Here is a 15,272-nt window from a genome sequence, read left to right as displayed (position 1 = left end):
GGCCAACTTACATCAGACATCAAAAAAGCTGCCTAAGGCAGCTTTTTTTGTATCCGGATTTTATGTCTGACAGTCGGCTAGAGACTGGTCTCGTCCTCGCCAAGCTCCACCTTATCCACTCGTTGCAGACCGCGAGGCAGCTTGGCGCCGCGACGACCACGCTCGCCACGGTAGTGCTCGAGATCGCTCGGCTTGAGAGTAAGCTTACGCTTACCCGCCCACAGGGTAACTGCGGTATCTTGCGGCACTACATGCAGATGCACCAGCAGCTCTTCGCGGCTCTTGGCCCTGTCACTGGCGATGCCGATGATCTTGTTGCCTTTGCCCTTGGCCAGTTGCGGCAAAGCATCGACGGAGAAGAGCAGCATGCGCCCCTCGTTGGTGATCGCTAAGATAGACTCGCTACGACTCTTGTCCACGCGTTTCGGCGGCAGCACCTGAGCATTGGCCGGCAGGCTCAACAGCGCCTTACCCGCCTTGTTGCGAGATACCATATCCTTGTAATCGCCGATAAAGCCGTAGCCCGCATCTGAGGCCAGCAGGAAGCATTGTCCATCCTCTCCGAGCAGCGCATGGGCCATAGACTCGCCCGGCGACAGCTGGAAGCGGGTAGTCACAGGCTCACCCTGACTCCTGGCCGATGGCAGGGTATGGGTATCGGTGGCAAACGCGCGGCCCGTCGAGCCGATAAAGACGGTTGCATGATTACTCCTGCCAGACGCGGCGCAGAGGAAGCCGTCACCCGCCTTGTAGGAGAGCGCCGTAGGGTCGATATCATGCCCCTTGGCACAGCGTACCCATCCCTTCTCCGACAGCACTACGGTTACCGCTTCGGCCGGTACCAACTCCTGCTCAGACAGGGCACGGGATTCGCTACGCTCGACAAGCGGCGAGCGACGCTCATCACCATAGGTTTCGGCGTCTTGCTTAAGTTCTTTCTTGATCAGCGTCTTCATGCGGCGATCTGAGCTCAGCAGTAGTTCAAGCTTCTCACGCTCCGCCTCTAGCTCGCTCTGTTCCGTCTTGATCTTAAACTCTTCCAGCTTCGCCAGGTGACGCAGTTTAAGATCCAGGATGGCATTGGCCTGCTCGTCAGTCAGGTTAAAACGCGACATCAGCTCGGCTTTGGGATCATCGTGGTAACGAATGATCTCGATCACCTCATCGATATTGAGGAAGGCGATCATCAAGGCCTCAAGAATATGTAACCTTGCCAATACCTTATCTAATCTGTGCTCTAAACGGCGTCTGACCGTGGTCAATCTGAACTCCAGCCACTCGGTCAGCAGCTGTTTCAGCCCCTTCACCTGAGGACGGCCATTGAGCCCCAGCACGTTGAGGTTGACGCGGAAATTCTTCTCGAGATCTGTGGTGGCAAACAGGTGCGCCATCAGCTGATCGCAATCGACACGATTTGAGCGAGGCACGATAACGATACGCACCGGGCTTTCGTGATCTGACTCGTCGCGCAGGTCGGCCACCATGGGCAGCTTCTTGGCCTGCATCTGGGCAGCGATCTGCTCTAAAATCTTACCGCCACTGGCCTGATGGGGCAGCGCGGTGATCACTATCTCGCCCGACTCCACGCTATAAACGGCGCGGGCCTTGATGGAGCCGCGGCCCGTCTCGTAGATCTTGGCGATCTCGGTTCTCGGGCTGATGATCTCCGCCTCGGTGGGATAGTCAGGGCCGGGTACCAGCTCCATCAGACGTTCCAGATCCACCTTGGGGTTGTCGATAAGCTCCACACAGGCATCCACCAGCTCGCGGGCATTGTGGGGCGGTACGTCGGTCGCCATCCCCACCGCGATCCCTGTGATGCCGTTGAGCAGGATATGTGGCAGACGGGCGGGCAACACCATGGGTTCTTTGAGCGTGCCGTCGAAGTTGACCCCCCAATCGACCGTGCCCTGACCCAGCTCAGTCAGCAGCACCTCGGAGAACTTAGACAGGCGCGCCTCGGTATAACGCATGGCCGCGAATGACTTAGGATCGTCCGGCGCGCCCCAGTTACCCTGACCATCTACCAGTGGGTAGCGGTAGGAGAAAGGCTGCGCCATCAACACCATGGCCTCGTAACAGGCACTGTCGCCGTGAGGGTGATACTTACCCAGTACGTCACCCACGGTTCTCGCCGACTTCTTGTGCTTAGATTGCGCCGACAGGCCAAGTTCGCTCATGGCGTAGACGATACGGCGCTGCACCGGCTTTAGGCCATCGCCGATATGCGGCAGGGCGCGATCCATGATGACGTACATGGAATAGTTCAGATACGCCTCTTCGGTGAAACGTCTCAAGGGCATCTGTTCGACGCCATCGAGGCTTAAATCTATCGCATCACTCATTGATTAGGATCCTGTTGTTCACTCGCTTCACTCGATTCAATCTCTTCGCTCGCGTTCTCTTTATAAAACAGACGATACACATTGCCTTTCAGATCGTCTGAGATATACATGGCCCCATCGGGCGCCATGATTAAGTCATAGGGCCGGGCGACGGGGAACTCTCCATCGAGAAAGCTCACCACCGTCTGGCGCTTGCTGATACTGTCATCTTCCAGGGTCAACATGGTGACCTGATAGCCGATCTTACTGGAACGGTTCCATGATCCATTCTCGGCCACGAATAGCTGGTCACGATACTTCTCCGGGAATTGCTCGCCACGGTAAAACTCGAGCCCCATGGGCGCCACGTGGGCCGGCAACTCGAAGACGGGCGTGGTGACCTTGAGCCCCTTGGGCTTCTCGTAGGCGGGTTCCAGCACGCTGCTGGCGTGAATATAGGGAAAGCCGTAGTGGGCGCCGACGATATCGACACGGTTGATCTCATCCGGTGGCAGTCTGTCACCCATCCAGTCACGACCCAAATCGGCAAACCACAACTTGCTGTCTTTAGGGTCCCAGTCGAAGCCGGTGACGTTGCGTATACCGGTGGCGATCTGCTCACTGCTACCACTGTCTAGGTCGATGGCAATGATACTGCCAAAGGGGGCATGAGCCTCACACACGTTACAGGGAGCGCCTATGGCAACATAGAGACGACCATCTGGGCCGAAGCGCATGGCGCGGCGGCTCTTGTTGGTCTTACCCGGCAGACGGTCGTAAACCTCTTTGCCACGGCCGGGACGTTTCAGGCGATTCTCGATATCCACGAAGCGTAGGATGCGCTCCTCTTCGGCAACATAGAGATCCCCCTTATGAAAGGCGATCGCCTCTGGGTACTCCAGCCCCTTGGCAACTACGTAGCGCTTGTCTACACGACCGTCGGCGTTGCTGTCTACCAGGGCCTGTATGGTGCCGGACTTATAAGAGCCCACAAACAGGGTGCCTTCGTCACCCAGTGCCATCTGTTTGGCATCACCGAGATCTGAGGCATATAAGGAGAGTCCAAATCCCTTGGTGACTGTGATCATGATGGGCTGCTCGGCGCGCGCCGTCAGGGACACGCCCGATGCCATCACGGCAAACATCGCACACAGAAAATAACAACTAACTCTTTTATTATGCATTATATTAAGCTTGTCTAACGATTTGTCTTTTTATTTTAATGACATAGCTATAGCTGGGCTAAGTCGCCTTTGGTTTCAAGCCAGGTCTTACGATCGCCAGAACGCTTCTTGGCCAGCAACATATCCATGATGGCCAGGGTATCCTCGGCATCATCTATGGTTAACTGTACCAGTCTTCGGGTGTTGGGATCCATGGTGGTCTCCCTCAGCTGCAATGGATTCATCTCACCCAATCCCTTGAATCGGGTCACCTGCACCTTACCCTTCTTCTTCTCGGCGCTGATACGATCTAAGATCCCCTGCTTCTCGGCTTCATCCAGCGCGTAGTATACCTCTTTACCCACATCGACCCTAAACAGCGGCGGCATGGCCACATAGATGTGCCCCTTCTCCACCAGCACCTTGTAGTGCTTCATGAACAGGGCGCACAGTAGGGTCGCGATATGCAGACCATCCGAGTCCGCATCCGCCAGGATACAGATCTTACCGTATCTGAGCTCTGAGATATCATTGCTGTCCGGGTCACAGCCGATGGCCACTGAGATGTCGTGCACCTCCTGAGAGGCCAGCACCTGCGAGGCCTCTACCTCCCAAGTATTAAGGATCTTACCCCGCAGCGGCATGATCGCCTGAAACTCACGATCCCTCGCCTGCTTGGCACTACCGCCCGCGGAGTCACCCTCCACCAGGAAGAGCTCGCCGCGCATAGGATCCTGGCCGCTACAGTCGGTCAGCTTACCCGGCAGCGCAGGGCCCGAGGTCACCTTCTTACGCGCGACCTTCTTGGCCGCCTTCAGACGTTTCTGGGCGTTGCTAATACACATCTCGGCCAGGGCCTCGGCCTGATCCGTATGGGTATTGAGCCAGAGACTGAAGGCGTCTCTGACGATGCCCGAGACGAACGCCGCGCTCTGACGGCTGGAGAGTTTCTCTTTAGTCTGTCCGGCAAACTGTGGATCTTGCATCTTGATCGACAGAATGAAGCTGCTGCGATCCCAGATATCCTCGGGGGAGAGCTTGATCCCTCTGGGGATCAGGTTACGAAACTCACAAAATTCACGCATCGCCTCCAGCAGACCCTGACGGAAACCGTTAACATGGGTGCCGCCCAGCGGCGTCGGGATCAAGTTGACGTAGCTCTCGTTAAGGGAGTCGCCCCCCTCAGGCAGCCAGGTAATGGCCCAGTCAACCGCCTCGGTATTACCAGCCATGCTGCCGATAAAAGGCTCTTCAGGCAGAGTCAATGCACCTTGCGTCGACGACTTGAGATAGTCGGTCAGACCGCTCTCGTAGCACCACTCTTCGACATCGCCGGTCTGCTTGTTAGTAAACTTGATACGCAGCCCCGGGCAGAGGACCGCCTTGGCCCTTAGCAGATAGATAAGCTTAGGAATCGAGAAGTTAACCGAGTCGAAATAGCTGGCGGTTGGCCAGAAATGGACGCGGGTGCCGGTGTTGCGTCGACCACAGGTTCCCGTTACGGTCAGCTCTTCCACCTTGTCGCCATGCTCGAAGGCCATCTCATAGACCTGACCGCTGCGCCTCACCGTGATCTCGACACGATTCGACAGCGCGTTCACGACCGAGATACCTACGCCGTGCAGACCACCGGAAAACTGATAGTTGTTATTGGAGAACTTACCACCTGCGTGCAGTTTGGTGAGGATCAGCTCGACCCCGGGGATCCCCTCTTCGGGATGGATATCCACCGGCATGCCGCGGCCATCATCGATCACCTCCAGCGAATTGTCCTTGTGCAGTATCACGTCGATTCTGGTCGCGTGTCCCGCGAGGGCCTCATCGACGCTGTTATCGATCACCTCTTGGCCCAAATGGTTTGGACGTGTGGTGTCGGTATACATACCTGGGCGACGTTTTACCGGGTCGAGTCCATTGAGGACTTCAATTGCATCTGAAGTGTATTGGTTAGTCATAGCGCACACAATATATTGTTATTCAGGCCATGTTGCGGCCCTACATGTCTATTTGTCAAGAAACAGGAAATCACAGATCCCCGGCATCTGCTGCTGGTAGCCGACGAAGCTGTGATCGCCACCCGCCTCGATGAGCATCTGACAACATTGGTATTTATTCACGGCTTGCCGATAATCAAGCACCTCATCCCCAGACTGCAGCAGCACCAAGAAGCGATCTGGATGTGAGATGGCCGGGGTATCGTACTTAGCCACCTCTAACTTGTGCTCGGGTAGAATTTGATAATCTTCTTCTGTGTAGGGATTGTACTGGGGACCGAGGAACTCATCAAACAGCTCGAAGGGTTTCACCGCCGGGTTCACCAGCACGGCGCGCCCACCATAACGCTCCGCCAGATAGCTGGCAAAATAGCCACCGAGGGATGAACCGATGAAACTCAGGCTTTCTCCCATCTCCAACGCCTGTTCGACCAAATCTGTCAATAGCGCCATGGCCGCCTTGGGCGTGGCTGGGAGTTGGGGCTGAACGAAATTGATATCGGGAAAATGCTTGGCAATATACTGGGCAGTGACCACACCTTTGTCTGAGTGCGGTGAACTATTGAATCCATGAATATAGAGCAGCATATTTCCTCGGCAGCGAATGATAAAACGGCAATGTGTTCCCTACACGACGGCTTAGCGGACAGATTGGCTCTGCGCCTAACATCTGCAGCCAAGTATCGGGCATCCAGATGCTAACACCGGCGCGGCGATTAACCAAATATTAACCCCGCCAATGCCAAGCAAACTGCTCGCTATCTGCTCACCAAAATGAGCGCCTAGTAACCGCTGGAGTCGTGATCTGGTGAAAACTTGTTGCCGGGCACCCGGTAAACGTTGGCTAGTATGCTGCCGTCTGGCTTTAACTCCAGCAGGCGATAACCTGGCTGCTGGGCATCGAGGGCGAAATAGGGAGACTTGGGCTTAAACTGGATGCAGGTAGAAGGCGTTGCCATCAACTTCACCGGGCCACTCTTGCCCTGGTAGAACTGATCCAGGCTCTGATGCACATGGCCCCACAGCAGGCCCTTGACCTGAGGCATGGCCGTCACTCTGTCGAGAAACGCCTCGCCATTGTCCATGCAGTGTTGATCCAGCCATTTACAATCCACCAGGATGGGATTGTGATGCATCACCAACAGGGTATACAGCTCGGGATGGGCCGCCACCGCCGCCTCGATAAGCTCCATCTCGCTGTCGGCCATATGCCCGCCAGGCTTCCCCCTAACGGTGGAGTCCAGCATGATGATTTGCCACTTTCCCACCAGGATCCGCCTATCGCCGTAAACACTGGGGCCCTGCATATGCAGGTGCATGATGCGCGGATCATCGTGATTGCCCGGCAGGTAGTGACAAGGAAGGTTTAATTTTTCAATCGCGGCGACGAAGTTATGGTAAGACTGATTAGAATAATCTTGGCTAATGTCGCCTGTGGCCAATAAGAGATGTGCCGGATAATCGACGGCCTTAATGGTGTTCAACACAGCATCCAAGCTATGTGCGGTATTCACACCCAGCAGTTGCGCCTCGGGATCAGCAAAAAGATGAGGGTCCGTCACCTGGACCAGCTTTACGCTCTCATCGTGATCGATGGAATAAGAGATAGCCTCTTTTAGCACATTAAAACCCTAAGATTCGGACTGACAAATGATGCGGGCATGGTTGTCAATCTTGAGTAACTCTTCAAGAAAAGCATTTACCTGATACTTTTCGTCTCTATGGTACATACGTATATTTGGATAATCATATACTGGTCTTAATCGATAAATCTGTCGACTAGTTAACACTTCTGCTAATTTAGCGTCATGGTAAACACGCACTACAACTTTAGGTGTATCAACGTATTGCGCGATTTTCAGCGGGCGGGAGATCTCAATTAATTGGGTATATTGGGTGTTTTCCAGCAGCTTAACCTCGAGGCAACCGAAGTCTCCCTCGACCTGCCAGGACTGCCCCTGCTCATAGCCCGCGGGCAGCCAGCGTAATATATTGAAGTAGTTCCGGCTACACAAGGCGAGAAAACGACTCACATTTGCCTGATAGTCCGGCTTGCGCTTATTTAACGACAGGCTCACTTGGCGGCCCTTAAGCTTTGGTAGTTGAGCTGCAGCCACTGCAGACCAATCACCGTCGAGGCGTTGTTGATGGTGCCATCCTGCAATAGTTGAAAGGCTGCCTCACGGGGCATCACGTGCACCTTGATATCCTCATGTTCATCATCCAGACCATGCAGGCCATCGGCCTGACTGGCATCAACCCTGGCCCAGTAGAAGTCGAATCGCTCACTGGTGCCGCCGGGACTGGAAAAATATTGGCTGATGTAGTGCATCTCGCTGGCCACCAGGCCAGACTCCTCGAGCAGTTCACGGTGAGCCACCTGCTCGGCACTCTCACCCTCCTCTATCATGCCGGCAACAAACTCCAGCAGCCAAGGGGTGGTTGCGGCATTCACCACGGGAATGCGTATCTGCTCAATCAGCACCACCTTGTCGCTCACGGGGTCATAGGGCAGCACGACCACGGCATGGCCGCGCTCGAACACTTCACGCACCACTTCCTGGCTCCAGCCACCGGCAAACAACCTATGTTTGAATCTGTACTCTTCCATACGAAAGAACCCCTGAAAAAGGGTTCGTTTTCCCAGCATCTGTACATCTTCATTGGTGAATTTCTGACTCATTACCCGTCCCGCGACTCAGTTAGTAAATGCTTATCTCCAAGGGCTCTCAATATACCATGTAGACCACTAAAAAATGCAGACTTACCGTTAAAAACTGTTACACTTCCTAGTTGACTTAAAAATGGTTAATTTCTTAATATCTTAACCTTAATAAGTTTAGATGTATCGGGAAGCGTCGGGAAGCGCAAACCGCTTCGCGCAAATGATTTGCGCTGAAGCATCACTTAACTTTATTAAGTAAATGGCTCCGCCTCGGAGTATTTATGTCTAAAAAAGGACAGCTAATGAAATTTAAGATCCGCACCTTATGTGCAGCGTTGACTCTCGCGGCAACGACTTCTGCCGTGCATGCCGACGATCTACTGCAGATATATCAGCAGGCCCTTACCAATGATCCTATTGCGCTCCAAGCACAAGCGCAGCGCGACCGTCTCTACGAGCAGATCGAAGAGAACCGCGCCCCCTTGCTACCTACCATCAGCGCCAGCGTAGGCTATGGAAAGAGCTGGACCAATGTTGATGATGACAAGTACAACAGCGGACTCGATGCTGGAGTGTCACTCAAGCAGGTGATCTATGATCACAGCGCCTGGGTCGGACTCGACCTCGCAGAGCTTGCGGCGTCACAGGCCGATGCAGCCTATGCCTCGACACTTCAGTCACTCATCATTCGCGTAACAGGCGCCTACTTCGACGTCTTAGCCGCGAAAGATAACTATGAATTCAAGGGCGCCGAGAAGCGTGCCATCGAGCGTCAGCTCGAGCAGACCAAGCAACGTTTTGCCGTGGGTCTCACCGCGATCACCGACGTACACGAGGCTCAGGCCCAGTATGACTTGGCCCGTGCATCGGAAATCCTGGCGGAAAACCAGCTGATCAACAGCTACGAAGCCCTCAGAGAGATCACCGGCATAGACCACAAGTCTATCGACATTCTGGATACCACACGTTTCACCGCGGTACCGCCAACCCCAGCCATGCCAAACGACTGGTTGAAGATGGCCGAGACCAGCAGTGTGGATCTGTTAACCACGCGTATCGGTAAAGATATCGCCCAGCAGACCATCTCGCTCTACAAGGCGGGCCACATGCCGTCTCTGAGCCTGAATGCCGGTTACACCACCAACCTGAATCAGAAGAATCAGGCAGGTGATCTGAGCGATTACGACAACGCCAACGTGGGTCTGACCCTGAGCGTGCCAATCTTCGAAGGCTTTAAGGTGAGCTCTAAGGTTAACCAGGCGCAATACCAATACGTAGAAGCCAGCGAGAAGATGGAACAGACCTACCGCAAGGTAGTGAAAGATGTGCGTAACAACTTCAACAACGTTGGCGCCTCTATCAGCTCTATCCGCGCCTATGAGCAATCGGTGATCTCTTCTGAGAGTGCACTGAAAGCGACCCAGGCAGGTTTCGAAGTCGGTACCCGTACCATCGTTGACGTACTCAACCGTACCCGTGACCTGTATGACTCTAAGCGTCAGCTCTCTAATGCCCGTTATGGCTATATCAACTCTATCTTGGCGTTGAAACAAGCGACTGGCACCCTGAGCGAAGACGATGTCATCGCCATCAACAATGGCCTGAAGGCCCCTGAAGTCAGTCAGTAAGACGTCAGGCTTTAGCCACAAAAAAACCGCCATCATGGCGGTTTTTTTATATCGCTAAGCTGGGCAATTAGAAGACCAGCTCAACCCCGGCGAAATAGCCTTTGAACTGCATGTTGGCGGTCACACCATCGAAGTTGTTCACGTCGAAGTTAAAGTCGCGGTAACCGACACGTACCTTGGTGTCTAGCGCCACGCCGTCAAACTGCCAACCCAGACCCACTTGATAGTCGTAGACGCTGCTCTCGTCTATGCCTTGCATCACGTCGGCAAAACCATACAGACCCAGGCCTGGAATGCCCACCTCGGCATTGGCGTAAGCCATGACGATGCCGTCGCTAAGATCTTTCTGCGCGTAAGCCCCTACTACGCCAGATGGCGAGATCTGATGTACGCGGAAAGAGCCATGCATCTTCTTGTAGGCGGCGCCGAGATCCAGTGCCACTATGTCGTTATCCAGCAGCTCATAGTAGAGCACGAAATCGGTATTGCTCAGGTTGCTTGCCGTGGTCACATCGTCGCTAAATACGCGATCGCCGAATGTCCAGTCGCCGGTCAAAGTCGCCTTGCCATCTGCATCCAGACGGTTTTCGCGGATCTTCAGGTTAGGCACTAAAGGAATCGGATGCTCGACGGCGACCCAGATACTACCCTGAGATGAAGAGCTGTAATCAAACTCCTGTTGAGCCTGGCCCTTCTGAGCAAAAGTACCCTCGGTGTCGGCGTTCCAGTAGTCGCCGCCCACCTTGAAGCCAACTACAGTAGCCGCCTGTGCAGATGTCGCTGCCAAAGACCCGAGCAGAGCACATGCAAGTAGTGTTTTTTTCATCTAATTAGCCTTGAGTCAATAAGTTAGTTAAATCGATCACCGCGGCATTGGCGCGGGAAATATAATTGGCCATCACCAGCGAGTGGTTGGCCACTATGCCAAACCCTGAACCGTTCAACACGATCGGGCTCCACACAGGCTGCTGCGTCTCTTCCAGCTCACGAATGATCTGCTGCAAGCTAACCTCAGCATTTTTCTTCTTCAATACGTCGGCGAAATCCACCTCAATAGCCTTCATGAAGTTCAGCAGTGCCCAGGTGGCGCCGCGGGTTTCATAGAAGACATCGTCTATCTGCCACCAGCCGGTCTTGATCTCCTGGCTGGCCAGATTAGGCGTCGACTGGCTGGCCTCAGTGTCACCGGCGAGATCGGTATTGATCCGCTCCTGGCCGACACTGGCAGACAGGCGCTGAGACATGCTACCCAGGCGCTTCTGCACCTCTTTGAGCCATTCGTTGAGGTTATCGGCGCGGGCATAGAACTGAGCATCGGGATTATTGGTGTCGGCGATGCGGGCACGATAAAGCTTGAGTAGCTTGATGGCGTCACGATACTCGCCCTCGGCGCTCGGCACTAACCAACTGGTGTGTTCGATATTCAGCTTAGAGTGGGCCGCCAGCAGATCTTTGTCGGCGGTCGACTGCGATTGGGAACGGCTAAATTCCTTGCGCATGATCAGCGCCAGATCCCGCGCCTGCTCGATGGCGCCAAACTCGAAGGCGGGCATGTTATCCATAAACAGCGAGGGAGGCATCACATCGTTCGACAACCAGCCACCGTTCTTATCGAGGAGGGTTTCCATGGTCAAAATCAGAGAGGTAGTGGTCGCGTAGCCCACTATCTTATGGCCCGTCTCATTATTGAGCTGATGGGGCTCTATGCTGTCTGGCTCTACGCTCCACCATACGCTGATGATGTAGCCAATCAAAAATAAGACGGCGGCCGCCAGGCTGACCCGTTTCCATGTTACCTGCATACTCTTACTCCATTAATGGTGGTGATGGTGCTCGCCATCATCTTGTGTCGCTATCGCTTGCTTGCTCACCGGCAGCGTTAGCTGCTGCTCGCTGCCATCGCTAAACTTTAGCCTTAACACCACTTCCTGTCCTTCCGTCAGCGGTTTTTTTAAACCCAGCAGCATCACGTGCTTACCCGAGGGCATGAGCTCCAGGTTAGCGTGGCTGGCCAGGGTAAATTTGGGGAGTTGGCGCATCTTCACTACGCCCTCTTCTTCCACCAGAGTGTGTAGCTGCGCCTCGTCGGCTACCTCTGTGTCAACGCCTACTAGATCGACCTCGGGCCCATGGTTCATCAGAGTGAAATAGGCGGCGGTATTGGGCACGCTCGGCGGCATGGCCCTGACATAGCCATCGACAAACATGACGTTTGCCAATACGGAAAATGAAGTGCATGATAGCAGGACAAAATTAAACGCGTGTTTGAAAATCTGTTTCAATGCCTTAAACTCCTTTTTAACCCATCTGCCAAATAAGGATTATTGACCCATGAGTAACATTCAATTTCAGGATGAGCAGGGCGTACGCATCATCACGATCAATCGCCCCGACAAACGCAACGCGCTTAACCTTGAGATGTATGCTCGGCTCACAGAATACCTTATCCAAGGGGAGTCAGACAACGGAATTAACGCCTTTCTCCTCAAAGGCGAAGGCGATTGTTTCACCTCGGGTAACGATGTTGCCGACTTTTTAAAAAATAGTGACTTAGGACAGAATCATCCTACCGTCAGGTTCCTGTTCACCCTGCTGGATCTCACTAAACCTCTGGTCGCCGCCGTGGCCGGTCCTGCGGTCGGCATAGGCACGACTCTGCTGCTGCATTGCGACCTGGTATATGCCGATAACACCGCCAAGTTTCAGCTACCTTTCGTCAATCTGGCGCTGGTGCCCGAGGCCGGTGCCAGCCTTCTACTGCCCCGCCTGGTCGGACAAACCAAGGCCAGCGAATTGCTGCTGCTCGGTGAGCCCTTCGATGCCCAGAGCGCCCTGTCCATGGGGCTTATCAACGATCTGCTGCCAAGCGATGAGTTGATGAGTCATGCCATGAGCCAAAGCATCAAGCTGGCGAAGAAGCCACCTCAGGCACTCAGAGCCAGTCGCAGGCTAATACGCGGCGACAGCGAACTTATCAGAGAGCAGATGCAAAAAGAGTTGGAAGAGTTTGCCGTTCGGTTGCAAAGCGATGAGGCCAAGGCGCAATTTAACGCCTTCCTGAGCAGATAAAGAAATTGGGCCAGGCTAGTCGACCCGGCTAGCTTGACCTACGCCCCAGGCCGCCAGTAGTAATAGGAGAATCGGCCAAAACAGCGAAAAGCCGGCAAACAACATGGCGATGGCGCTTAGCACGCAAAAAGAAGAAACCAGGGCGATAAAACTAAAGGCCAGGGTGAGCCAGAGTAACAGAATCAATAACAGGGCACTGACCAGCGCCGTACTCCACAAGCCTATGTCGATCCACTGGGGCGACTCCAGGCTGATATAAAACCAACGCGCTTCAAAGTAATGTCCCAGCATCATCAGCGCCGCAGCCACTATAAGGATGACACCCAGGGCCAGCAAGATATCCAGCGCTTTTTGTAAATTCGTACGTCCCTTCACGCTCTTAATTCCTAACGGCTAGTAGCCTGGTTTCCATTTCGGCAGAACGAGTGCCAATACAAAATACACTAACAAGACGAAGGCCGGATTCATAAAGGCTGCCACGGCCCACACGACGCGAGTCCATAGGCAAGACCAGGCAAATTTGTCTGCCGTCATCGCCGCCACACCACACACCATGCTGCGGGGATTTTTTAGCCTTCTTACCAGATCATCGATATTCATAATACTTGTCCTTCACTATCAACAAATTCATGAGCCCCGGCTATAACACCTTATGCCATTTCAAGGTACAGACTAAGGCTGCGCAGAGCGCGAAGCTCAATACTGGGAGCAGTAACAGTGCTGCCAACTCAAACAGATAAGTCATAATAATTCCCTAAACTATGGTATTCCTTTACCAGAGTTATTCCTTAACCATCGCACTCTTCATCGGTGCTTCTTCACTCTTGGTCGCCGTTTCTGCCAGCTTAAGGTTAGTGTCGAATAGCGACTCTGACAGCTGCGCCTGCAGTGAAAGTGTCAGTTCTTGCTGAGCAGTCACCATCATCTCTTGCATCTGAGTCGCCAAATGACGCTCCAGCTTGGCGGTGATATCTGTTGGGATAAAGTCATCTGCCGAGGCAGAGAAGCTAGCACCTACAAGTAGAGAGGCGATTAGCGATACTTTAGTTAGCTTGTTCATGATGTCTTCCTTTCCATTTCGTTTATGACATCTATGACAATACAAGGGGTGTGCCAACTTTGTAAAAACAATATAAACACATGATAAATATGGATTTATAAAATTTAATACCGCTGAGGCATTCATTAGAACTGAGGCAGCTGGATAAGAAGATAGTGAGTTTCACTACCGGCTGGTAATTTTCACCACCTTTGGTGAAAAGTTTAAAAATCAGACAACAAAAAGCCGCTGTGGTATCAGCGGCTTTCTGCAATAATCTTGTTCAATACATTGTTTATATTGTGCTTTTATTTGAGTTCCATGCTGGCTCTGGCCTCATGCACCACGGCGATACCGGCACCAGGCTTATGAGCATTCTCGCTCAAATAACGACGCCAGGCGCGCGAACCCGCCTCGCCCTGGTACAAACCTGTCATGTGACGGGTAATATGATTCAGGCGGCCACCGGACACTAGATGTTTCTCTATATAGGGAATCATATTCTCCAAAACGGCATCTCTGCTCAGCACTGGCTTGTCCAGGCCGCACAGCTGCTGATCCACCTGAGCCAACAGATAAGGATTTTGATAGGCTTCGCGGCCCACCATGACGCCGTCTAGCTGTTTGAGGTGCTCGCCGCACTCTTCAAGTGTCTTGACCCCACCATTGATGGAGATGCTCAGCTGAGGGTAATCCTGCTTGAGACGATACACCCTGTCATAGTCGAGCTCGGGGATCTCGCGGTTCTCCTTGGGACTCAGCCCCTGCAACCAGGCCTTGCGGGCATGAATAATAAAGGTGTCACAGCCAGCCGCGCTCACCTTGTCGACGAACTCGGTAAGAAACTCATAGCTGTCCTGCTCGTCGATGCCGATGCGGGTCTTCACCGTTACCGGAATATCCACCACCTCATTCATCGCCGCCACGCACTGAGCCACCAGATCAGGCTCGGCCATCAGGCAGGCACCGAAACGGCCATTCTGCACGCGATCCGACGGGCAGCCCACATTGAGGTTGACCTCATCATAGCCGCGCTCTGCCGCCAGCTTGGCACACTTAGCCAAATCCTCAGGATTGGATCCCCCTAGCTGCAGCGCCAGCGGATGCTCCTCCTGGTTATAGGCCAGATAATCGCCCTTGCCATGAATGATCGCCCCGGTCGTCACCATCTCGGTATAGAGCAGCAACTCGGAAGACATCAGGCGCGCGAAATAGCGGTAATGCCTGTCGGTCCAATCGAGCATGGGCGCAATGGAGAAGGTACGATTAATAGCAGTTGGCATAGTGGCAGATGACATAAATAAGGGTAACCCAAGTTTAGCAGTCGCCCTTTTACGGGCTGGGCGCGCATTTTACACCGCATGGCGGTAAATGAACACTCCCGCAGGGT

Annotated in this window: 16 protein-coding genes; 2 read left to right on the top strand and 14 right to left on the bottom strand. The window is 53.7% G+C overall.

Going from position 1 to position 15,272, the window contains the following annotated elements; translation table 11 throughout:
- Positions 1 to 77: 77 nt before the first annotated feature.
- From parC to nudF, 7 genes are all read right to left on the bottom strand, one after another.
- Positions 78 to 2,345 (bottom strand): DNA topoisomerase IV subunit A, encoded by a 2,268-nt coding sequence (gene parC / locus SHEW_RS02820; RefSeq protein WP_011864357.1) that lies wholly within the window; start codon positions 2,343 to 2,345, stop codon positions 78 to 80.
- Positions 2,342 to 3,469, bottom strand: a complete 1,128-nt coding sequence (locus SHEW_RS02815; protein WP_049766489.1) for a PQQ-dependent sugar dehydrogenase — start codon at positions 3,467 to 3,469, stop codon at positions 2,342 to 2,344. Before SHEW_RS02815 ends, parC begins: the two co-directional genes overlap by 4 nt.
- An 86-nt stretch (positions 3,470 to 3,555) precedes the next feature.
- Positions 3,556 to 5,442, bottom strand: a complete 1,887-nt coding sequence (gene parE / locus SHEW_RS02810) for a DNA topoisomerase IV subunit B (protein ID WP_011864355.1) — start codon at positions 5,440 to 5,442, stop codon at positions 3,556 to 3,558.
- Between the two features lie 48 nt (positions 5,443 to 5,490).
- Entirely contained in the window at positions 5,491 to 6,069 is a 579-nt protein-coding gene (locus SHEW_RS02805; RefSeq protein ID WP_011864354.1) for a YqiA/YcfP family alpha/beta fold hydrolase, read from the bottom strand.
- Between the two features lie 194 nt (positions 6,070 to 6,263).
- Complete coding sequence (cpdA, locus tag SHEW_RS02800; protein ID WP_011864353.1) at positions 6,264 to 7,103, bottom strand: 3',5'-cyclic-AMP phosphodiesterase; 840 nt, start codon at positions 7,101 to 7,103, stop codon at positions 6,264 to 6,266.
- 9 nt (positions 7,104 to 7,112) lie between these two features.
- On the bottom strand, positions 7,113 to 7,559 hold the full coding sequence (locus tag SHEW_RS02795) for a DUF1249 domain-containing protein (protein WP_011864352.1): 447 nt from the start codon (positions 7,557 to 7,559) through the stop codon (positions 7,113 to 7,115).
- Positions 7,556 to 8,164, bottom strand: a complete 609-nt coding sequence (gene nudF / locus SHEW_RS02790; protein ID WP_011864351.1) for an ADP-ribose diphosphatase — start codon at positions 8,162 to 8,164, stop codon at positions 7,556 to 7,558. The genes SHEW_RS02795 and nudF overlap by 4 nt, the downstream gene beginning before the upstream one ends.
- Positions 8,165 to 8,448: 284 nt before the next feature.
- Between nudF and tolC the strand changes: the two genes are divergently transcribed.
- Positions 8,449 to 9,774: an outer membrane channel protein TolC gene (tolC, locus tag SHEW_RS02785; protein WP_041406334.1), complete on the top strand. Its 1,326-nt coding sequence runs from the start codon at positions 8,449 to 8,451 to the stop codon at positions 9,772 to 9,774.
- Positions 9,775 to 9,841: 67 nt separating this feature from the next.
- Here tolC and SHEW_RS02780 read toward each other — a convergent pair whose 3' ends face one another.
- The 3 genes from SHEW_RS02780 to SHEW_RS02770 are packed head-to-tail and all read right to left on the bottom strand — an operon-like array spanning position 9,842 to position 12,056.
- Complete coding sequence (locus tag SHEW_RS02780; protein ID WP_011864349.1) at positions 9,842 to 10,600, bottom strand: TIGR04219 family outer membrane beta-barrel protein; 759 nt, start codon at positions 10,598 to 10,600, stop codon at positions 9,842 to 9,844.
- Between the two features lie 4 nt (positions 10,601 to 10,604).
- A complete protein-coding gene (locus SHEW_RS02775) occupies positions 10,605 to 11,576 on the bottom strand; it encodes a DUF2333 family protein (protein ID WP_011864348.1) in 972 nt (323 codons plus the stop codon).
- A 12-nt stretch (positions 11,577 to 11,588) separates the two neighbouring features.
- Positions 11,589 to 12,056, bottom strand: a complete 468-nt coding sequence (locus SHEW_RS02770) for a copper chaperone PCu(A)C (RefSeq protein WP_011864347.1) — start codon at positions 12,054 to 12,056, stop codon at positions 11,589 to 11,591.
- A 49-nt stretch (positions 12,057 to 12,105) separates the two neighbouring features.
- Here SHEW_RS02770 and SHEW_RS02765 point away from each other — a divergent pair, with 49 nt between their 5' ends.
- A complete protein-coding gene (locus SHEW_RS02765; protein WP_011864346.1) occupies positions 12,106 to 12,843 on the top strand; it encodes an enoyl-CoA hydratase in 738 nt (245 codons plus the stop codon).
- A gap of 15 nt (positions 12,844 to 12,858) precedes the next feature.
- On the opposite strand, the gene SHEW_RS02760 is transcribed toward SHEW_RS02765, so the two are convergent.
- From SHEW_RS02760 to dusA, 4 genes are all read right to left on the bottom strand, one after another.
- Positions 12,859 to 13,218: a hypothetical protein gene (locus tag SHEW_RS02760; protein ID WP_011864345.1), complete on the bottom strand. Its 360-nt coding sequence runs from the start codon at positions 13,216 to 13,218 to the stop codon at positions 12,859 to 12,861.
- Between the two features lie 18 nt (positions 13,219 to 13,236).
- Positions 13,237 to 13,443 carry a PspC domain-containing protein gene (locus SHEW_RS02755; RefSeq protein WP_011864344.1) on the bottom strand — a complete coding sequence of 69 codons (207 nt, stop codon included), beginning with the start codon at positions 13,441 to 13,443 and terminating at the stop codon, positions 13,237 to 13,239.
- 181 nt (positions 13,444 to 13,624) lie between these two features.
- The gene (locus SHEW_RS02750; RefSeq protein WP_011864343.1) at positions 13,625 to 13,903 is read right to left on the bottom strand and encodes a hypothetical protein; all 279 of its coding nucleotides are present in this window, start codon (positions 13,901 to 13,903) and stop codon (positions 13,625 to 13,627) included.
- A gap of 287 nt (positions 13,904 to 14,190) precedes the next feature.
- Entirely contained in the window at positions 14,191 to 15,180 is a 990-nt protein-coding gene (gene dusA / locus SHEW_RS02745; RefSeq protein ID WP_011864342.1) for a tRNA dihydrouridine(20/20a) synthase DusA, read from the bottom strand.
- Positions 15,181 to 15,272: the final 92 nt, after the last annotated feature.

This window comes from Shewanella loihica PV-4, assembly GCF_000016065.1.
Classification (GTDB): domain Bacteria; phylum Pseudomonadota; class Gammaproteobacteria; order Enterobacterales; family Shewanellaceae; genus Shewanella; species Shewanella loihica.
Note: the sequence above shows the minus strand (reverse complement) of the source record. Positions and strands in the feature narration are given on the sequence as shown.